Below are 18,614 nucleotides of genomic sequence, written 5' to 3' on the forward strand. Positions count from 1 at the left end.
GGCACTGGTTGGGCGCCGGTCCTTCGATGCGATTATCGGGTGATGAGCCTGCTCACGGGACTTTGGCGCATTTTCGAGCGCTGCCAGGCACCCCGTACCGATCGAAAAGCTGTCGAGGATTTCGTCTACGAACAGGCCGACCTGCTTCGGAACGGGAAGGTGACGAAAGAGCAGGTGATCGACGTCATCACCGAACGTTTCCCGGAGATGACACCAAGACAGGTCACTAATGCTCTCGCTCGTGGCCTCTTCTTGTCTCGGTAATCAGGTATAGAGACGGGGAACCTCTGCCGGTCCATGCCCCACTCGCAGCGCGGGAAGCCCGGCAGACTTGTGATCCTCGCGGTGCGTCACAAGCGCTTGTTGATGCCACCGCCCTGTCCGCGGCATGAGCGTGCATCGAATCTTGCGAGGCACTGCGGCGGGGGTTCGATCTGGGGAACCGTTGGCCGACCAAGTAGCGGCCCGGTGACGGCGAAGGCGGTGGCGTCGCGCGTTGTTTCGGGGTCGCGGTGTGGTTGTGCCGCTTGTTAGTACGGCAGCCGCCGTTTGAGATGTCGCTGGTGGGGCCGGGTAGACGAGGTGCGGCCACCGCGTGATCGTCTGTCTGCTGTGGACATAACTTCAGATCTGGCGGTGGCCGCGTGCCACAGCGTAAACCCTGCCCGGTGGCGGCGGGTTCTGGCCGGGGTGTGTGATGCGTTCGCGGGTCGGTTCGGGCGGGTCGAGCCGCGGCGGGCTGCGGCGGCGTTCGTGACCGGGCTGCTGGCGGATATCGAGGTCAAGACGTGCTGGCAGTTGGCGGAGCAGGCCGGGCATGCGCGGCCGGATGCGATGCAGAGGTTGTTGTATCGGGCGGTGTGGGATGCCGACGCCGTCCGCGACGATCTGCGTGACGTGGTCGTGGCCCGGTTCGGTGACTCGGACGCGGTGCTGGTCGTTGACGAGACCGGGGATCTGAAGAAGGGCACGCATACGGTTGGGGTGCAACGCCAGTACACCGGCACCGCCGGCCGGATCGAGAACGCGCAGGTAGGGGTGTTCTGTGGCTACGCCAGCCGGCATGGGCACACACTGATCGACCGCCGGGTCTACCTGCCGGTGTCGTGGACCGATGACCGGGACAGATGCCAGGCCGCCGGAGTTCCCGACGAGGTCGTCTTCGCCACGAAGTCCGAGCTGGCCGCCGACATGATCACCGCTGCCCTCGACGCCGGCGTCCCCGCTGGGTGGGCGGCTGCGGACGAGGCCTACGGCAACAGCAGTGTCTTCCGTGCTCGCCTGCGTGAACACCACCTGGGCTACGTCCTGGCCGTGTCCCGCAGCCACCTGGTCCCTCTCGACGGCGGGAAGACTCGGGTGCGGGCTGACCGGGTCGCCGCCGGCCTGCCGGCCTCGGCGTGGCAGCGCCGCAGCGCTGGCGCCGGATCCAAGGGCCCGCGTTTCTACGACTGGGCCTGGCTCGACGACGTCTGCACCGACGCCGACCCCGACGACGGCGGCCACCACAGCCTCCTGATCCGCCGCAACACCACCACCGGTGAACTGGCCTTCTACCGCTGCTGGACACCCAGACCGGCCACCCTCGCCCAGCTCGTGAGGGTCGCCGGCATCCGCTGGACGGTCGAGGAAAGCTTCCAAGCCGCCAAGGGCCAGGTCGGCCTCGACCAACACCAAGTCCGCCGCTGGGACTCCTGGCACCGCTTCACCACCCTCGCCCTGGCCGCCCTCGCCGTCTTGGCGATCTGCGCCGCCGAAGCCGACGATGATTCCACCGACACCGGTCTGATCAAGCTGACCGTCAACGAGACCCGCCGGCTGATCAACACCCTCGTACTCCGCCCGATCCGCGACCTCGCCCACCGTCTGCGCTGGTCAGACTGGCGCCGCCGCCATCAAGCCCGAGCCCGCCAAGCCCACTACACCCGACGCCTCAACCTCGAACTCCAGCCATGATCCCGAACGGCGGCTGCCGTATTAGTACGGCAGCCGCCGTTTGAGATGTCGCTGGTGGGGCCGGGTAGACGAGGTGCGGCCACCGCGTGATCGTCTGTCTGCTGTGGACATAACTTCAGATCTGGCGGTGGCCGCGTGCCACAGCGTAAACCCTGCCCGGTGGCGGCGGGTTCTGGCCGGGGTGTGTGATGCGTTCGCGGGTCGGTTCGGGCGGGTCGAGCCGCGGCGGGCTGCGGCGGCGTTCGTGACCGGGCTGCTGGCGGATATCGAGGTCAAGACGTGCTGGCAGTTGGCGGAGCAGGCCGGGCATGCGCGGCCGGATGCGATGCAGAGGTTGTTGTATCGGGCGGTGTGGGATGCCGACGCCGTCCGCGACGATCTGCGTGACGTGGTCGTGGCCCGGTTCGGTGACTCGGACGCGGTGCTGGTCGTTGACGAGACCGGGGATCTGAAGAAGGGCACGCATACGGTTGGGGTGCAACGCCAGTACACCGGCACCGCCGGCCGGATCGAGAACGCGCAGGTAGGGGTGTTCTGTGGCTACGCCAGCCGGCATGGGCACACACTGATCGACCGCCGGGTCTACCTGCCGGTGTCGTGGACCGATGACCGGGACAGATGCCAGGCCGCCGGAGTTCCCGACGAGGTCGTCTTCGCCACGAAGTCCGAGCTGGCCGCCGACATGATCACCGCTGCCCTCGACGCCGGCGTCCCCGCTGGGTGGGCGGCTGCGGACGAGGCCTACGGCAACAGCAGTGTCTTCCGTGCTCGCCTGCGTGAACACCACCTGGGCTACGTCCTGGCCGTGTCCCGCAGCCACCTGGTCCCTCTCGACGGCGGGAAGACTCGGGTGCGGGCTGACCGGGTCGCCGCCGGCCTGCCGGCCTCGGCGTGGCAGCGCCGCAGCGCTGGCGCCGGATCCAAGGGCCCGCGTTTCTACGACTGGGCCTGGCTCGACGACGTCTGCACCGACGCCGACCCCGACGACGGCGGCCACCACAGCCTCCTGATCCGCCGCAACACCACCACCGGTGAACTGGCCTTCTACCGCTGCTGGACACCCAGACCGGCCACCCTCGCCCAGCTCGTGAGGGTCGCCGGCATCCGCTGGACGGTCGAGGAAAGCTTCCAAGCCGCCAAGGGCCAGGTCGGCCTCGACCAACACCAAGTCCGCCGCTGGGACTCCTGGCACCGCTTCACCACCCTCGCCCTGGCCGCCCTCGCCGTCTTGGCGATCTGCGCCGCCGAAGCCGACGATGATTCCACCGACACCGGTCTGATCAAGCTGACCGTCAACGAGACCCGCCGGCTGATCAACACCCTCGTACTCCGCCCGATCCGCGACCTCGCCCACCGTCTGCGCTGGTCAGACTGGCGCCGCCGCCATCAAGCCCGAGCCCGCCAAGCCCACTACACCCGACGCCTCAACCTCGAACTCCAGCCATGATCCCGAACGGCGGCTGCCGTATTAGGGTCGTTCCAGGTCATGAGTGCCAGCGCGAAGCCCCGGCTTGCTGGCCGGCAACCCTCCGTCTCCGTGGGTGGGGTGCCCCGGGTGATGACCTGGCTCGCTGCGGATCGCATCGGGCAAGCCGCGGACGGAGAGACCATGCCATTTCCCATGACGCGTACCGCCCGCGTTCTCGACGGCGATCTCGTTCGGCTGGAGCCATTGGATTACCGGCACGCCGCCGATTTGGCTGCAGCGGCCGAGGAGGACCGAACTTCCTACCGCTTCACCTGGGTGCCCACCGCCGCCGAGGTCAGCGATTACATCGACGCACAGTTGAGCCGGGCGAGTGAGGGAAGGCTGGTGCCGTACGCGCAGGTGGCAAAGGTCAGTGGACGCGCCGTCGGCGTAACGGCCTACTGGGATCCCCGGTTCTTGCCCGACCGCGATGCGCCCTACGCGGTGGAGGTGGGTTTCACCTGGCTGGCAGCGTCGGCGCAGCGCACTGGGATGAACACGGAGGCGAAGCTCCTGCTTTTCGCGAACGCGTTCGAGGTGTGGAAGGTGGTCCGCGTCGATCTCAAGACCGATGCCCGCAACACGGTCTCCCGCAAAGCGATCGAGCGTACGGGGGCCCGGCTCGAAGGTGTCCTACGGTGCTGGTCGCGGTCTTGGGCACCGGGCGAGGCGGGCCTGCTGCGAGACTCCGCCATGTACTCGATCATCAATTCGGAATGGCCGGCCTGCCGGACCGCACTGCAGGCGCAGGTCGGACGGGTCAAGAATCGCTGATCCGACAACCAGAGGCGTGATGGGAGACGGTAGGCGCTCAACGGTACGACCGGATGCCAGTGCCGCCGACCTCCGCTATGCGATGTGACGGCCGATTCGGCGGCAGGTGCGGATACCCGGTGTCCTCAGCCGTGGTGCATGCTTGTCATCGTGGCTGGACCTTCCGCCGCGGTTCTGCTGCCAGGCGGGTGGACTGCTGACGAAGACGTCAGGGAGTTCCGGGTGTGGCTGTCGGAGTCGCTCAGCCCAGCCGGAGATAACTGGTGGGTGCTGCGGGAACCGCGCAGCCTAGACATGGCGGAGCCGTCGCCGACGACCGGGCCGATGCTCATCGAACCCGATCCTTACGAATGCGACGACGCTGATGAGGATGCCTGCTTGACACGGGCGGCGGGCTTCCTTCCGATCACCCAGATCGTCCTGGCCGCAGCAGTCAACGGCAAGGATGACCACCGGTTGCTCGCCCAGTTCGCGGTGGCGATAGCCCGCCGATACGGCGGCCTCATAGATCTCGACAGCATGCTTCCGGTACCCCCACCGCCGGAGGTCTCCGCTCTATCGGCCCTGGAGTCCGGCACTGGCCGCCGACGATGGGAGGACCGTTCCAGGGCAACTCTCGCCACCCTTCACGGACGGTGGCACGAGATTCCCTACCGGACCGCGTGGGACGAGGTTGCCGTGCGCCATGTCGTCGATGCCGACCTCCTCGACTCATGGCTTCACCATCCGCTCTTCCGGATGGTGAAGTGATCAACTCTTGCCGAACCGTCCGCACATCGGCCACGAGCGGAGGCTGACCGGGCGCGCGGTCTGCGGCAGATCCGGGTGCAGTCGCCGTCGCCGCCGCTCTCGTTGGCTGGCGCAGGGGAGGCAGAATTGTGGCTGCTGCGCTGAATGCGCTGAGTTACGGTGCTCCGATGCAGGCGGATGCGGCCCACCGGGCGACACAGGCAGCCATGTCGATCGCCTCGTCGCTCGGTCTGATCGCCGATGACGTCGCTGTCCTGCACAACTCGAACAAGCTCACTCTGCGTCTGCAGCCCTGCGACGTGCTGGCGCAGGTGGCACCGGCGGCGCATCAGAGCGCCCAGCTTGAAGTAGATATTGCTCAGCGACTGTTCGAGGTCGGGAGCCCGGTGGCCGCGCTGGCAGCACCCGGGGTCTTCGTCTGGGACGACTACGTGGTCACCCTGTGGACCTACTACGAGCCGGTGACTCAAGCGAACCCACCTGCGGATTACGCCAGCGCGCTCGAACGTCTGCACGCCGGAATGCGCCGGGTCGATTTGCTCACCCCGCACTTCACGGACCGGGTTTCCGAGGCCCAAACGCTCGTGGCCGACCACGACCGGACGCCGAACCTGACCGACGCGGACCGGGTCTTTCTCGCCGGCACCTTGGACCGCCTGCGCCGAGCGGTCAGCGATAGCGGCCGGCCCGAACAACTCTTGCACGGCGAACCTCACCCGGGCAACCTGCTGTCGACCCCGATTGGCCTGCTCTTCATCGACTTCGAGACGTGCTGCCGGGGGCCCATCGAGTTCGACCTGGCCCACGCACCCGACGAGGTCGCAGACCTCTACCCGGGCGTCGATCATCATCTGCTCCGAGATTGCCGGACCCTCATGCTGGCGATGATCACTACGTGGCGTTGGGATCGCGACGACCAATTCCCCGACGGCCACAGGCTCGGCATCCAGTGGCTGAGCGAACTCGGGAAGGCGACGGCTCGGTGAATGACGAAGCACTGTCGTGGGCTGAAGTCCTCTCGATGATCGAGCACCGTCTCGGGATGTACGTCGGGCGTCCAAGGTACGACCGTGCATTCGCGGTTGTAACCGGATTCGACCTTGCGCGCGGGTGCGGTGAACTCGCGGGCTTTCAGCAGTGGATGTCCGAACGCCATCTTCACAGCCCGCTGACTTTCTGGGCGCTGGTACTGGCCGAGACCTTCGGCGACCAGGCAGACGAAAGCCGCCTGGTCACCGATGAGGATCATCAACTGGCAACCGGCAGCCTCTGCCAGCGTCTTCGAGAGTTCCTTAACCTCAGCGATGACGCCCAACGAGCACCCTGACCGCGGCAGATCCGTGCATGAAGGGGGGAGACCCACGCCCGCGAAGTGTGCGTGGCGATGTTGGCCTGGGTTAGCGTCGGTCGGGCGATGTTCGATGGCGTCGCGGCCTTGGTCCTTGTGGCCCTGGTCCCCTGCTTTGGACTCGCGAGCACTCCCGTGCTATTCCGGGTGGCTTTCTCCGGCGGTGCTCGAAGCGCATGCCGCGTGCGTGCGTCGTCGCGAGGTCGTGCCGGTTGTGTTGTAGTGGGCGTTGTGGATGCTGCGGAGTTGGCTGACCGGTTCGGGCTCGGCCGGGCCCGGGAGTTGTCCGACGGGCCGGTCGCTCGGGGCCGGCAGGGTGAGGTGTGGCGGCTTGAGACGGTGGACGGCCGGTGGGCGGTGAAGGTGCCGTTCCACGAGTCTGGCGAGGACCGAGTGCGGATGTCGGCCCGGTTCCAGGAGGCGGCGTGGGCCGCTGGCGTACCGGCACCGGCGGTGCGACGCGCCACCGATGGGCGTGTCCTGGCCCGGGTGGGTGGCCGGCAGGTGCGGGTGTACGAGTGGGTCGATCTCGAAGCACCCGATCCGGGTGTGGACCCGGCCCTGGTGGGCGCCGCGGTGGCCGCGATCCACCGGGTGGTGGTCCCTGCCGGTGGTCACGTGGACCCGTGGTACACGGCACCGGTGGGCGCGCCCGCCTGGGACAGGCTGGTCGAGCGGCTGCGCCAGGCCGGGGCGCCGTTCGCCGGCCGGCTGGCGGCGCTGCGCGATGAACTGGTCGCGTTGGAGTCGTGGCTGGAGCAGCCGGTGTCGTTGCGGACGTGTCACCGCGACCTGTGGGCCGACAACATCCTGCCGACGGCCCAGGGCGGGGTGTGCGTGATCGACTGGGAGAACAGCGGACCGGCCGACCCGGGTCAGGAACTCGCCTGTGTGTTGTTCGAGTTCGGCCGGTCAGATCCAGGCCGGGCACGCGCGCTGATGTCGGCGTACGCGGCGGGAAGCGGTCCGGCGACGGTCGCCCGCCCCGGCGATTTCTCGATGCTCATCGCGCAACTGGGCCACATCGCCGAGATCGCCGCCACGGACTGGCTGGAGCCGAATGTTCGTCACCCGGACCGGGCCAGCGCCGCGGCGTGGATCGGCGAGATACTCGACGAACCGCACACCCGCGAGGTGCTCGGCGCACTCCTACACGCGGTCTCCGGCACTACCCCACCCGGGCAGCCCGGGCCGTAGCACCCCGGCCGAACCGGGATCCTGGACGGCCAGCCTCACCACGCAGGCACGCCTTGTCGCGGCAGATCCGTGCGTTGCTGGAAGCCGCCTGGGGTGCTGACCCTCATGGAGATAGTCGGCCTCAAGTGCTGCGGTGACGGCTGCCCGGTTCGGGGCGATTGGATTTCCCGGTTTCGTCGGGAAGTTGCGGCTGGTGGGCTTGTGCCAGGTAGGTGATGTGGGCTGCCCGTTGTATCAGCAGCCGGCGTAGGTACGGCGCGATGAGTGCCCAGGTGACCGCTGCGCCCAGCGGTCCCAGGGGCGCGGTGATGGTCATGCGGTCGGTCATCTGTGTGCGTAGGTCGTCGAGGTTCTGGAAGTGGTGCTCGTGGCGCAGGGCTCGGAAGGGGCCTCGGGTCTGTTCGTCAACGAAGTGGTGCGGCCGTTTGTAGGCGGTGATTCGGCTGGTCATGCGCCAGGGCAGTCCGAGATGGCGGGCGTGGAAGGTGACTTCGTCGCCGAGGGCGAGTTGACGTCGTCCGGTGCTGGTCGTGGCCGTCTCACGGCTGGCGGGCAGGGATGCGGTGTGCACGTCGACGTCGAGGGTCAGGTCGTACACCACACCTGGGGCTGCGTTGATGACGGACACGACCTCGATGAGCGCCGGCACGTAGCGAGCCTAACCCTGGGCGATCCCGCAGGCCGCCAGGCCATAGCTACGTCCTCACGCCACAGCGGCCGGGCACCAATCTGGTCTCCGCGGGGAGCGTTCTGCGGAAGAGTGTGGCCTTGGTGTTTAGGCTCGCTGGCGGCGAGCCGAAGCGAGACGATGTACGGATGGCCAGTCCGAACGAAGAGAAGCAGGGCGAGGTTGGCTGGTTCTGCGTTCGCTGCGTCTTCCGCGTGGGTGGCGACTCGGCGAGCCAGGTGTACGAGGAACGGTTGACGCTGTGGCGCGTCGAGGGTTTCGACGAGGCGATCGCGTTGGCCGAGGACGAGGCCCTCGGGTATGCGGCGGAGCAGTCCGACATGGACTTTGTGGGACTCTCCCAGGCGTATCGGCTGTTTGATGAGCCCGGGCATGGGGCGGAGGTCTTCTCGCTGCTGCGGGCCAGCGATCTGAATCCGCCGGCCTACCTGACGAGGTTCTTCGACACCGGCGAGGAGAAACAGGGCGACACTGATCCCGGCACCTGACCGAGCGTCGCCCCTGTTTCCCGCAAGCCTGCGCCCATCTCACCCCCGAACGGCAGATGAGTGAACAGCTATGCCTGGCGGGTGGGGTAAATGTGTAATCTGTCGGTCGTGGCGCGAAACGATCGTCAGGTGTTTCGGTACCTGGTGGACTTTGGTGACGGCGAACGAGATGTCGTGTCGTTACTCGAACCTGACTGGGTGTTTCAGCACGGGCTGCACCCGGAGGCGGTCATGGCGGTCGTTCGTGAGGGCGCGGACCAGGAGGACTTCCTGGCACCCGCTGACGTACAGGAGAACGGCCCGTTCCTTCGGCTGTTGTCGAGGGTCGTCTTCGAGAGCATTGACCAGTGCGGCTCACTTCGACGGCAGGCGGAGATCCAGGGCAGCGGCTACGTCTATCTACTAGACGAACGCAAGCCCGATCCCGGGGGACGAGTTGCGCCGGACGACGTCGTCGGTGTGGTTGACGTCAGTAACGGCAAGCCGGTGGCTGGCTCTTACCAGCACAATCCACGCCACCGGCTGCTCACCGCGGCCGGATGGTTCCAGCTGCCCGCAGAGATCGAGGCGGCACTACATAGCCGGCTACGCGCCCGAGCCAACGATCAGCCGGCGTGAGGAAAGTGCACTATTCTCGGCGCGCTCGACCATCCCAGGCTTGGGGGTGGCGTCACCTTCGGTGACGATCGCTGCGCGGCATGAGCGTGCGCGACGATGCAGCTCTGTCAAGTCCGCAACGATCGTCGAGTTCTCGCATGTGCGTGATGGTCGCGGGTTTGGCAGACTGCTGCGTCGCCTGCCCTGTTGAACAAATGAGGTGCTGACGATGCTTGACGAAGGTGTCCAGCCCAACGAGACCACCGTGCCGATGCTGCCCTGTGTGGCACCGGAGGAAACCCTGGCCTTCTGGCGCGCCCTGGGCTTCGCCGTGACCTACGAACAGACGAAGCCCTACCTGTACCTGGCGTTCCGGTGGCGCGGTTTCGAGCTGCACTACGGGCGCGCGTCCAGCAACCTGGACCCGTCGGAGAACACCGGCGGATGCCTGGTAATGGTCGATACGGTCGCGCCGTACCATGCAGCGTTCACCGAGGCGATGCGCCGCACGTACGGAAAGGTGCTTGCCAAAGGGCTACCTCGGATAACGCGGTACCGGCCCGGGGCCTCACGGTTCACCGTCACGGATCCGTCGGGAAACTCGATCATTTTCATCCAGCGGGACGAGCCGACGGAGTTGGAGTACGGCGGCTCCAAGCAGCTGCAAGGGCTCGCCCGGGTTCTGGACAACGCGCGGATCCTGCGCGAGTTCAAGAACGACGACCGGCATGCCTTCCGAGCCCTGAACTCGGGACTGCGCCGCCACGGCGACAGCGCACCGGCCGTGCAGCAGGCAATGGCGCTGGCCGTGCTCATCGAGCTGTCGACGGCACTGGAGGAGTCGGAACGGGTGCCGGAGTGGGGCGGCAGGCTTCGGCAACTCAGCCTGACCATGGAGGAGCGTCGTCAGGTTGAGTCCATCGTTGCCGACCCCACGCTGCTCGAGCGATGGATGCCCGCCACGGCCTGACTGACGCACCGGCCACCCTGTGACGCCGATGAGGAGGACTCCACACCGTCATAGCAGCACGACCCGTCGCGTTCGTCTGTTGGCCTATACAACGTACGCGGTGAATTTCGCCGGTCCGCCGGTGTCGGCCGCATCAGGGGCTCAATGACGCACTGTCATCGGCATGAGCGAACGTCTCCCGGCAAGGCAGCGCAGAACCGCGGCGCACCTCGCGGGATCAGGACGCCGCACCAACTACGACCTTCGGGGACCAGCATGTGCGGGCCTGCTGCACTGTGCGCTGGACGCACCACCGACGGCACCGGTGAGCCCGCCGTCCGCGATCGGCCGCCACCACCGCACACCGCGAGTCGGTCCGGTGGCGAATCGTCTTGCTCGACCGTGGGCGGGGAGGGCAGGGTTGGCAGATGCATCCGGGGATGGCAGGCCCTCGTCTGCCGGCGCTACGGCGTGGCCTGACGCACCCGGCGGTCTGGTCGGTGCCGGCGATGGCGCTGCTCGTGCTCGTGGCCATGCCGTTCAACGACGCGTTCTACGGCCTCTTCGTCAACTATGACGGGCAGGGTGAGGCGCAGCAGCACGAGCTGATGCACAGCACGCGCATCTTCCGCTACACCTCCGGCCTCCTCTGCGGGCAGGTGTTGGCGTTGCTGGCCGGCATCGCCCTCGCCGGCCGGAACGCACAGGCGAGGGCGCTGGCGGTGGCGGTGGCGGTCCCGCTCTCGGTGCTCCTGGCCGGGGTGGCCGTCGCGGCCGCGTACCCGCTCGCCCGGGGCCGCGAGGGCGTCTCCTTCACGACCCCGGCACTCGACGACCCGATCCTGGTGCGGGTCCTCCTGTCCGAGGCGGCCGCCTACCCGTTCTACGCCGCTGCTGGCGTCGGCCTCGGCGCGCTGCTCGGGGAGCGTCTGCGGCGACCCGCGACGCGCTGGCCGCTCGTGCTCCTGCTCCTGCTCGGCTGGTTCGTCACCACCATGACGGGACTGCTGCAGGACGACCGGTTCGCGGCGCCGTACGCGCTGCTGTGGACCGTCCCACCGATCGCGGCCGGCACGGCGATCGCACTGGCCGGACTGTCGACGGATGTCTGGGCCGTACCGCCCGTGACAGTGGGCGACTGGGGACGCGGCGCCAGCACGGCCCTGCTGGTGAGCGCCGCCGCGTACGCCCTGGGGTTGAACCTGCTCGCCCACTGGACCCGTCGCGCGCGTGGCGAAGGACGGCGTGTCGCCGGCCCGCCGGTGAGGCCCGGGTGAGATTGGTGTCGGCGTGAGCTGGCTCTTCGATCGCGAGCCCGGCGAACGGCCGATCCGGGGTATGGCCCCCGGGTACGTGAACTCGGCGAACCTCGGCATCCCGATCGCCACGCAGGTTCTTGGCAACGTGTCGTTCCTGGCTGAGGTGGTGTTGCTGCAGGTGCTGGTGGTGACGCCGGTGATCCTGGTCGCCCTGGACCGGCACAGCGACCCGGCCGGGCGAGTGCGGGTCCGCCGTATCGCCTCCTTGCCGGTACGCAACCCGGTGATCCTGGCATCGCTGCTCGGTGTCGCGTGCTCGGCTGCCGGCCTGCGTCCGCCGTCGGCCGTCGGCGCGTCGCTCGCCCTGCTGTCGGGGGCCGCGGTACCGGCCGCCCTGGTCGCGCTCGGTGCGTCGCTGCACCGCACAGCGCCGTCGCGGGCGGAGCCGGCCGGGTCGGTCGAGTTGGCGATGGTCACCGGGCTGAAGCTCGTCGCACAGCCCGCCATCGCGTACGCGGCCGGGCTGGCCCTGCACCTGTCCGCACCACAGTTGCTCGCCGTGGTGGTGTGCGCGGGCCTACCGACAGCGCAGAACACATTCGTCTTCGCCCAGGAGTACGGCGTCGGTGAGGCGATGGCCAACCGGGCGGTGCTGGTTACCACGACGCTGTCGCTGGCCACCCTGGCCGCGGTGGCGGCGCTCCTCGGGTAGGTCCGTCAACTGGCCGGTCCGGCAATCATGGACGCGCGGCCGTCCAGCACCTCGGATCGGCGGCAGCTGAGTTAATCCGTTGCCCGTTGTCCCCCCGATGCGGATGATCCGGTCCGTGGGCCTTCCGCATACCGGGGCTATGGATTCGCCGGCACCTCGGCGCGCTGCCCCCGAGGATGCCCGAGCGGTCGCCGACCTTCTCATCCGGTCCCGCCGGGCCGCGATCGGCACCATCCCTGACGCGGTCCACGCGGATGACGAGGTTCGCGAGTGGATCCGCGCCGTCGTCATTCCCGAGCGAGAAGTATGGCTGATGGAGGACGCCGGCGACCGACCGCTGGCGGTGCTGGTGCTGGATGAGGGCTGGGTCGACCAGCTCTATGTCGACCCGGCCTGCACCGGCAGGGGGTTGGGCTCCCAGCTCATCGAGTTCGCGAAGTCCCGCCGGCCGGCGGGTCTACAGCTGTGGACGTTCGCGACCAACACCGGGGCGCAGCGGTTCTACCTTCGGCACGGTTTCAGCGTGGCGGAAACGACCGACGGGTCCGGCAACGAGGAGAAGGCGCCCGACATCCGCTTTGTCTGGTCGGCACCACCGTAGCCGCCGAGGCGACCGCCGACGGACGATCGGGTGGTGCCCGGTGGGCGGCACGTCTCTTGGCCGTCCCGATGATGGTGATGACGTCGGGACCGGCCGGGATGTGCCAAGCCAGTCGCAAGCCTCAGCCCTGCTGGTCAACCGCTCGGCGCGCGGCACGTTCGTGGCGGTCGACTGCTCGGGCGTGGGCGATGGTGAGGAGCCGGTCGATCTCGGGCAGCAGCTGCGGGCCGGGCATGACGATGCTGCCGAAGCCGTGAAGCGCGTAGCCGGGGTGCGGCACGAGGGTGTCAAGCCGGGCGAAGTCGAACTCGTGCCGGTGCTCTTCGAAGTCCTTGGGTGGGAAGCCGAACAGCCTCTCGAACTCGGCTCGGCCCAGGTCGAGGTTGAGGCGAAAGACGCCGGGGCGGTCGAGTTGGGAGGCTTCGTCGAAGCCGGGCACGTCGTGCTCGACGATGGTGGCGAACGGTCGGCGGCGGTCCGCTCCGGCGTAGAAGAACCGCTCGCCCCAGGCAGCCTCGGGTGATCCGTTCTCCTCGCTCGCCACGATCTGCTCGACGCCGGGCAGCGCGACAATCCGGCCGGCGAGCACGGCCGCGTCGACGCCGGTCGGGATGTGCAGCACCGCGTCGGCGTGTTCGATGGTGGCCCGGTCCAGCGGGAAGTAGCGGTGGTCGTGCGTTCTCTGCTCGGCCGGTTCTACCTCGGCTGCCCGGACGTACCGGGGAAGGGTGCTTTCCTGCTGGAGTCTGCCTTCGTAGGTCGCCGGAAGGGGCGCCCCGATGCCGAGCGCCGGGCTCGCGCCGAGGCTGCCGACGATCACCGCGTATCGGTCGCCGAGCAGCGATGCGACGATCGCCCCGGCGCCGGCCCACGACAGGTCCGTTCCGGCCGTCGTCATCGTGCTCGGCTGGCGCTGGAGATGCGTGTTGTGCGCGAAGGCCAACGTGGGTCCGCGGTGCGCCTCGGCGGAGCGGATGGCGAGCAGGTTTTCGGCCATCAGCGCGTCCCGGACTCCGGCCAGGCGGGCGAAGCGCTGCTCTCGCGGAAGTGGTGCGGCGGCTGCGGCGTGGTAGCGCAGCAATGCGACCGCGGATGTGGCGTACACGAGCGCCGCCGGCCAGCCCTCGGTCCGCCGGGGTGCCTGCAGGTACAACTCGGTCAGCAGGTCGTCGGCGATCACCCGCAGGCGCTGGGCGTCGACGGAGCGCCCGATCGACCTGCCCGGCTCCCAGATCGCGGCCGTATCGTTCCACCGCGCCTCGTCCCCGACCAGGTCGTCGATCTCCGCTGATCGGTCGAGGTCGAGGAAGTCACAAAGCCGGATGAGGTGGCGCCGTGGACTCGGGGCGCCCTCCATCTCCAGCGGGGCGTCGAAGCCGTGGAACGTCAGGCGCTCGAGAGCCGGCCGTCCCGCGTTCCACTCGCGCATCCTCAGCAGCAGGTCGCGGTTGGCCGGGGCGCCGCCGAACCCGTGGCTGAACCCTTCGGCGAGCGCACGGTCGAGTGTGACGGAGTCACCGCCCTGGACGAACTCGTCGGCGATCAGCCCCGCGGCACGGTCGCTCTCCAACGCGATCGACCGGTAGCCGCACGCGGCCAGCGACATGAAGACCTCGTTGCGGATCTGAAGGAAGGCGGACTCACCATGCGTCGGCTCACCGAGCGCGAGCAGCGTCGGCGGTACGGCGAGCAGGTCAAGAGGAGACGTCATTGCATCGACCGTATCGTTGAACCACCGGTTGAGACTCACGACCGATGGAGCACGGTGACAGCCACAGAACCCTCCAACCCGGGGGTACGCCGACCAGTCGACCTCGCCCGCCGGCACGGCCTGTCCACGCAGGCCGTGCGCAACTACGAACGAGACGGCGTACTGCCGCCCGCCCAGCGCAGCCCCGCCGGCTACCGCCAGTTCACCGACCGACACGCCAGGGCACTGAGCGCCTATCTCGCGCTGATCGCAGGCCACGGCTACGCGACCGCCGGCGACATCATGCGCGCCGTCAACCGGGGCGAGACCGACAGCGCGTTGCGCACGATCGACCACAGCCATGCCCTGCTGCAGCGCGACCGACAGACCCTGGACGCGGTCGAGACGGCGGTCGCGACCCTCACCGGTACGCAGTCACCACCGCAGAGCTGGAAAGCCGTGCCGATCAGCGTGCTGGCCCACCGACTCGACGTACGACCCGCGACCCTGCGCAAGTGGGAGCGGGCCGGAATCCTGCAGCCGACGCGCGACCCGGCGACCCGCTACCGCGTCTACTCACCAGACGACGTCCGCGACGCCGAACTCGCTCACCTGCTGCGCCGCGGCGGGCATCGGCTCGATCACATCTCCGCCGTGCTGAGTCGGGTACGCGACGCCGGTGGCACCGAACCGCTCGCCGTGTCGCTGCGCCAGTGGCGGGCACACCTCACCCGCCGCGGCCGCGCCATGCTCACCGGCGCTGCCCGGCTCGCCGAATACCTCGACGCCGACACAGATCCACCGCACTGAAGCTGCCTCGTCGGCGCGGTGGGCGCCGTGGCGTCCGTCGGTCTGTTTCGACGACAAGCTCACCTGCGCCGACCGCCGATGGGGCGACGCACACCAGCTACGCCCTACACTGCTGCACCGCGTCGACGGGGATGGGCGAGTGGCCCTCGTGAGCGCTCATCGTCCGTCGGGCGCTCCGGTGGTAGGCCTTGTTCGCGATGCGCCACCGGCCATCGACGTAGGCCAGTAGAAAGATGTCGGTGAAGACGTCCTCACCGTGCCAGAGCGTCATCGACGCGGTCGCGACGGTGCCGTGGACGTCGATGGCGTCGATGCGGCGAGAGCGGCTGGGTTCGTCCGGGGCCGGCCGGCCGCGGAAGAGCGCGCAGTACTCGTCAAGGCGCCACGATACGAATTCGCCGTCGCGGATCCCCTCGATGTGGGCGGTGGGCAGGAACGCGTCGCGGAAGTGGGCGGGATTTCCGGTGGCGTGTCCGCGAATGTAGGCGTGTAGCGGTTCGCGCACAGCATCAGTCACGGCGGGAGCGGTGGCGGCAACCGCGATGTCCGCCTCAGGGTCGGCGACGGCGCCGGCCAGGTCCGCTGCGCTACGCAGGGGCGTGTCTGACGCGGCAGCCAGCAGTGCCATGTCCTTGGCCAGCGCGCCGATCGTGAATTCGGCCCTGGCCGTGGCAGCGGCCGACTGGCTTGTGAGGAAGCTCCGCTTGCGCGCAACGAGTCCGCCGAGCTGGCCGAGTTCGAGGACGTCGAGCACCTGGGCGCGTGGCAGGCCCAACGCGTCGGCTTGCCGCAGCGTGTCACGCAGCGCCAGGACGGCGCCCGCGAGACCACTGTTGGCGACCAGCTTGAGTGCGGCGGCGGTGGGGACGTCGTCGACGTGCCGCACGGTGCCGAGCGCTTCCAGCACCGGGCGGACCCGGTCGAGGGTGCCCTGGTCGGCGGCGGCGAGGATCTGCAGGGTGCCAGCGGCGGCAGCCGGTACGGAGCCGAGCACGGGCGCGTGGACGTAGGACGGACCGAGCCACCGGGCCAACCGTGACGCCTCCGCGGGCGCGACCGTGCTGGTGTTCACGACGATCGTGCCCGTTCGCAGCGAGCCGCGGACCCGCTCGACGACCCGCTGACAGGCTTCGCCGTCGAACAGGGCCAACAGAACGGTGCCGGCCTCCGCCACGGCTTCGTTCGGGTCGCCGGTGACCTCGACAGTGGCCCCCGCGCGCCCGGACCGTGTCCAACCGACGACGCGCCAATCGAGGTCGGCGAGTCGTGTCGCTATCGCGGAGCCCAGGCGGCCCAGGCCGAGAACGGCGATCGTGTGTGGTGCGGTCATCCTACGTACTCTGGGGCACCGCGATGGATGCGACAAGCGCAGATTCAGCAGGGCAGCCATGCGGGCTACGCATATCGCGCGGACCGTGGCCCGGCTATGGGTAGGGCCGGGTGGCTGTGTTCGCGGCAGGCGCCTGGTCGAACTCGTCGCGGTTTCGGGCGATGTCGCGCTGATGGTCGCGGATCCAGCACACCAGTCCGTCCACGGCCTCGCTCAGGGAACGGCCGAGTGGCGTCAGGGCATATTCCACCCTCGGGGGTACGTGCGGGTATGCGGTCCGGGTCACCAGCCCATCGCGGGTGAGCCCGCGCAGCGTCTGGCTGAGCATCCGTTGGGAGATGCCCGCGACCTGCTCGTGCAGCGCGGTGAAGCGCAACGGGCCGGCCGCCAGGACCGTGATGGTCAGCAGCGTCCACTTGTCGCCGACCCGCGCCAGTACGTCACGGACGAGTTCGATCGTCCGCACACAGTCCGGCGCGACCCCGCGCTGTGCGAGTTCGGCGCCAAGGGAGCGTGGCATGGCTGTCGTTCCCCATCCGTCAGTAACTGACTTCAAAGTGCGTATCGGGAAGCCGGACTAAAACCGGTGGACGCACGTTCTCACTGATCGTAACTGGGTGTGCGGCCACCCTCGCTGTGGCCGTGACAGCGGGAGGAACGGCATGGTCCGACACGACACGTTCACGATCTCGCGGCACCTCGACGTGCCGCCGGGCGAGGTCTTCACCGCCTTCGCCGACACCACGATCAGACGGCGGTGGTTCCGGCTCCCCGGCCACGCAGCCTCGTACGAGCACGACTTCCGAGTGGGCGGAGGCGAGACGGCCCGCAGCACCTACACCGGGCTGGACACCGCGCCCGAACGGCTGGAGTACCGGTCGCGATACATCGACATCTTGGGCGTCCGCCGGATCGTCTACAACTACGAGGCCATCATCGACGACCAACTGCGCTGGACCTCGCTGGTCACCGTCCAACTCGACGCCGAGACGCACGGAACCCGCCTGCACTGGACCGAACAGGCCGCCTTCGTCAGGTACACGGGGGACGGTGGTACCGACCTGGCGCACCTACGCGGCGCGACCGTACTGCGGCTGAACGGCCTCGACGCGGCCCTGCAGCCCCGACCTCCGCGTCGCCCCCCGGTGGACGTGCGTACTGGATTGCGGGATTGATCGCGCAGCACCACGTCTTTGAAACGTCCTCCCCACGCCGCCGTCGCAGCCCACGAACGTCTGTGGCCGGCCTTGCAGGTCCCGTTCGGAATGCGACGGACGAGGATCAAGACCCGGCCAGGTCCCAGCGCCCGACCAGCGCGTCGCCGCTCTCTCGGGGTGCCAGGTGCGCCCTGGTCAGTCGACCATCACGGCGAAGACCGACGACACCGGCACCGGCCCGGCACACCGGGAGTCGGTCGACCGGGCGCGGCTGTCGCCCAGGACGAAGACGGAGTCGGGCGGCACGGTGACGGGGGCGAACCGGCGCGGCCCGCAGAGGCCCGGGTTCGGCGGCTCGTCGAGCGACGCGTCCTCGGCCACATACGGCTCGGCCACCGGTTCACCGTCGACCGTCACCCTGCCCGAGGTGTCGCAGCAGGCGATGGTTTCGCCGCCGATCGCGACGGCGCGTTTGAGTAGCGGCACGTCCCGGTCACCCCAGCGGCCGCCGGGGGAACGGAACAGGACGACATCGCCACGCCGCGCCTGATAGGTACCGGCCACTGTCCTTGCGGTGACAGCCTGGCCGGCCATGACCGTCGGCTCCATACTGACCCCACCCTGGGTGAACTCTTCGGTGGCTCCCGTCTGGGTCGCGTCACCGTCGCCGCAGCCGGCAACAGCCATCACGAGAAGAAGTACCATCAGTCTGCGCATCCGACGGATGCTGCCAGAATTGGCAGTGCCGTGCGGTCCGCTGGGCTCGGAGCTACCTTTGATCGAACATCGGGCCACGTGGTGTGTGGCGCTTGGTCACCTCTGGCTTCGCTCGCCGCGAAT

Annotated in this window: 21 protein-coding genes and 1 riboswitch; of the genes, 16 read left to right on the top strand and 5 right to left on the bottom strand. The window is 68.6% G+C overall.

Features of this window, described 5'->3' with window-relative positions; genetic code table 11:
* Positions 1–42 precede the first annotated feature (42 nt).
* The 8 genes from O7605_RS29430 to O7605_RS29465 all read left to right on the top strand — a co-directional run bounded on the left by O7605_RS29430 (position 43) and on the right by O7605_RS29465 (position 7,493).
* Positions 43–264 (top strand): hypothetical protein, encoded by a 222-nt coding sequence (locus tag O7605_RS29430; RefSeq protein ID WP_269742226.1) that lies wholly within the window; start codon positions 43–45, stop codon positions 262–264.
* Between the two features lie 372 nt (positions 265–636).
* Positions 637–1,956: an IS701 family transposase gene (locus O7605_RS29435; RefSeq protein ID WP_443083905.1), complete on the top strand. Its 1,320-nt coding sequence runs from the start codon at positions 637–639 to the stop codon at positions 1,954–1,956.
* A 127-nt stretch (positions 1,957–2,083) separates the two neighbouring features.
* On the top strand, positions 2,084–3,403 hold the full coding sequence (locus tag O7605_RS29440; RefSeq protein ID WP_443083905.1) for an IS701 family transposase: 1,320 nt from the start codon (positions 2,084–2,086) through the stop codon (positions 3,401–3,403).
* Between the two features lie 35 nt (positions 3,404–3,438).
* Positions 3,439–3,556, top strand: a riboswitch (SAM riboswitch).
* Positions 3,515–4,198 (top strand): GNAT family N-acetyltransferase, encoded by a 684-nt coding sequence (locus O7605_RS29445; protein ID WP_269742779.1) that lies wholly within the window; start codon positions 3,515–3,517, stop codon positions 4,196–4,198. (Overlaps the previous riboswitch by 42 nt.)
* Positions 4,199–4,336: 138 nt before the next feature.
* A complete protein-coding gene (locus O7605_RS29450; protein WP_269742227.1) occupies positions 4,337–4,948 on the top strand; it encodes a DUF6368 family protein in 612 nt (203 codons plus the stop codon).
* Positions 4,949–5,076: 128 nt separating this feature from the next.
* The gene (locus tag O7605_RS29455) at positions 5,077–5,934 is read left to right on the top strand and encodes a phosphotransferase family protein (RefSeq protein WP_269742228.1); all 858 of its coding nucleotides are present in this window, start codon (positions 5,077–5,079) and stop codon (positions 5,932–5,934) included.
* Positions 5,931–6,275: a hypothetical protein gene (locus O7605_RS29460; protein ID WP_269742229.1), complete on the top strand. Its 345-nt coding sequence runs from the start codon at positions 5,931–5,933 to the stop codon at positions 6,273–6,275. The genes O7605_RS29455 and O7605_RS29460 overlap by 4 nt, the downstream gene beginning before the upstream one ends.
* A gap of 267 nt (positions 6,276–6,542) precedes the next feature.
* Complete coding sequence (locus O7605_RS29465) at positions 6,543–7,493, top strand: phosphotransferase enzyme family protein (RefSeq protein WP_269742230.1); 951 nt, start codon at positions 6,543–6,545, stop codon at positions 7,491–7,493.
* Between the two features lie 121 nt (positions 7,494–7,614).
* Here O7605_RS29465 and O7605_RS29470 read toward each other — a convergent pair whose 3' ends face one another.
* Positions 7,615–8,142 (bottom strand): SRPBCC family protein, encoded by a 528-nt coding sequence (locus O7605_RS29470; RefSeq protein ID WP_269742231.1) that lies wholly within the window; start codon positions 8,140–8,142, stop codon positions 7,615–7,617.
* A 167-nt stretch (positions 8,143–8,309) separates the two neighbouring features.
* Here O7605_RS29470 and O7605_RS29475 point away from each other — a divergent pair, with 167 nt between their 5' ends.
* The 6 genes from O7605_RS29475 (at position 8,310) to O7605_RS29500 (ending at position 12,787) form a co-directional block, all read left to right on the top strand.
* The gene (locus O7605_RS29475) at positions 8,310–8,669 is read left to right on the top strand and encodes a hypothetical protein (protein ID WP_269742232.1); all 360 of its coding nucleotides are present in this window, start codon (positions 8,310–8,312) and stop codon (positions 8,667–8,669) included.
* 108 nt (positions 8,670–8,777) lie between these two features.
* The gene (locus O7605_RS29480; protein ID WP_269742233.1) at positions 8,778–9,287 is read left to right on the top strand and encodes a hypothetical protein; all 510 of its coding nucleotides are present in this window, start codon (positions 8,778–8,780) and stop codon (positions 9,285–9,287) included.
* A 208-nt stretch (positions 9,288–9,495) separates the two neighbouring features.
* Entirely contained in the window at positions 9,496–10,236 is a 741-nt protein-coding gene (locus O7605_RS29485) for a glyoxalase (protein ID WP_269742234.1), read from the top strand.
* A 419-nt stretch (positions 10,237–10,655) separates the two neighbouring features.
* On the top strand, positions 10,656–11,492 hold the full coding sequence (locus tag O7605_RS29490; protein WP_269742235.1) for a hypothetical protein: 837 nt from the start codon (positions 10,656–10,658) through the stop codon (positions 11,490–11,492).
* A gap of 13 nt (positions 11,493–11,505) precedes the next feature.
* The gene (locus tag O7605_RS29495) at positions 11,506–12,186 is read left to right on the top strand and encodes an AEC family transporter (RefSeq protein WP_269742236.1); all 681 of its coding nucleotides are present in this window, start codon (positions 11,506–11,508) and stop codon (positions 12,184–12,186) included.
* A 139-nt stretch (positions 12,187–12,325) separates the two neighbouring features.
* Positions 12,326–12,787, top strand: a complete 462-nt coding sequence (locus O7605_RS29500) for a GNAT family N-acetyltransferase (protein WP_269742237.1) — start codon at positions 12,326–12,328, stop codon at positions 12,785–12,787.
* Positions 12,788–12,908: 121 nt separating this feature from the next.
* Here O7605_RS29500 and O7605_RS29505 read toward each other — a convergent pair whose 3' ends face one another.
* Positions 12,909–14,498, bottom strand: coding sequence for a DUF6194 family protein (locus O7605_RS29505; RefSeq protein WP_269742238.1), 1,590 nt, complete (start codon positions 14,496–14,498; stop codon positions 12,909–12,911).
* A 54-nt stretch (positions 14,499–14,552) separates the two neighbouring features.
* On the opposite strand from O7605_RS29505, the gene O7605_RS29510 reads away from it, so the two are divergent.
* Complete coding sequence (locus O7605_RS29510; RefSeq protein WP_269742239.1) at positions 14,553–15,287, top strand: MerR family transcriptional regulator; 735 nt, start codon at positions 14,553–14,555, stop codon at positions 15,285–15,287.
* Positions 15,288–15,384: 97 nt separating this feature from the next.
* Here O7605_RS29510 and O7605_RS29515 read toward each other — a convergent pair whose 3' ends face one another.
* Together O7605_RS29515 and O7605_RS29520 are read right to left on the bottom strand one after the other, a co-directional pair.
* Entirely contained in the window at positions 15,385–16,617 is a 1,233-nt protein-coding gene (locus O7605_RS29515) for a nuclear transport factor 2 family protein (protein WP_269742240.1), read from the bottom strand.
* 94 nt (positions 16,618–16,711) lie between these two features.
* Positions 16,712–17,137: a winged helix-turn-helix transcriptional regulator gene (locus O7605_RS29520; protein WP_269742241.1), complete on the bottom strand. Its 426-nt coding sequence runs from the start codon at positions 17,135–17,137 to the stop codon at positions 16,712–16,714.
* Between the two features lie 142 nt (positions 17,138–17,279).
* On the opposite strand from O7605_RS29520, the gene O7605_RS29525 reads away from it, so the two are divergent.
* Positions 17,280–17,792 carry an SRPBCC domain-containing protein gene (locus tag O7605_RS29525; protein ID WP_269742242.1) on the top strand — a complete coding sequence of 171 codons (513 nt, stop codon included), beginning with the start codon at positions 17,280–17,282 and terminating at the stop codon, positions 17,790–17,792.
* Between the two features lie 177 nt (positions 17,793–17,969).
* On the opposite strand, the gene lepB is transcribed toward O7605_RS29525, so the two are convergent.
* A complete protein-coding gene (gene lepB / locus O7605_RS29530; protein ID WP_269742243.1) occupies positions 17,970–18,491 on the bottom strand; it encodes a signal peptidase I in 522 nt (173 codons plus the stop codon).
* Positions 18,492–18,614: the final 123 nt, after the last annotated feature.

The organism is Verrucosispora sp. WMMA2121, from assembly GCF_027460185.1.
Taxonomy (GTDB): Bacteria; Actinomycetota; Actinomycetes; order Mycobacteriales; family Micromonosporaceae; genus Micromonospora; species Micromonospora palythoicola.

Coding starts and splice junctions, on each gene's coding strand:
- O7605_RS29450 (WP_269742227.1), top strand. CDS start 4,337: ATGCTTGTCATCGTGGCTGGACCTTCCGCCGCGGTTCTGCTGCCAGGC.
- O7605_RS29520 (WP_269742241.1), bottom strand. CDS start 17,137: ATGCCACGCTCCCTTGGCGCCGAACTCGCACAGCGCGGGGTCGCGCCG.
- O7605_RS29525 (WP_269742242.1), top strand. CDS start 17,280: ATGGTCCGACACGACACGTTCACGATCTCGCGGCACCTCGACGTGCCG.
- lepB (WP_269742243.1), bottom strand. CDS start 18,491: ATGCGCAGACTGATGGTACTTCTTCTCGTGATGGCTGTTGCCGGCTGC.
- O7605_RS29500 (WP_269742237.1), top strand. CDS start 12,326: ATGGATTCGCCGGCACCTCGGCGCGCTGCCCCCGAGGATGCCCGAGCG.
- O7605_RS29430 (WP_269742226.1), top strand. CDS start 43: ATGAGCCTGCTCACGGGACTTTGGCGCATTTTCGAGCGCTGCCAGGCA.
- O7605_RS29490 (WP_269742235.1), top strand. CDS start 10,656: ATGGCAGGCCCTCGTCTGCCGGCGCTACGGCGTGGCCTGACGCACCCG.
- O7605_RS29505 (WP_269742238.1), bottom strand. CDS start 14,498: ATGACGTCTCCTCTTGACCTGCTCGCCGTACCGCCGACGCTGCTCGCG.
- O7605_RS29445 (WP_269742779.1), top strand. CDS start 3,515: ATGACCTGGCTCGCTGCGGATCGCATCGGGCAAGCCGCGGACGGAGAG.
- O7605_RS29475 (WP_269742232.1), top strand. CDS start 8,310: ATGGCCAGTCCGAACGAAGAGAAGCAGGGCGAGGTTGGCTGGTTCTGC.
- O7605_RS29485 (WP_269742234.1), top strand. CDS start 9,496: ATGCTTGACGAAGGTGTCCAGCCCAACGAGACCACCGTGCCGATGCTG.
- O7605_RS29515 (WP_269742240.1), bottom strand. CDS start 16,617: ATGACCGCACCACACACGATCGCCGTTCTCGGCCTGGGCCGCCTGGGC.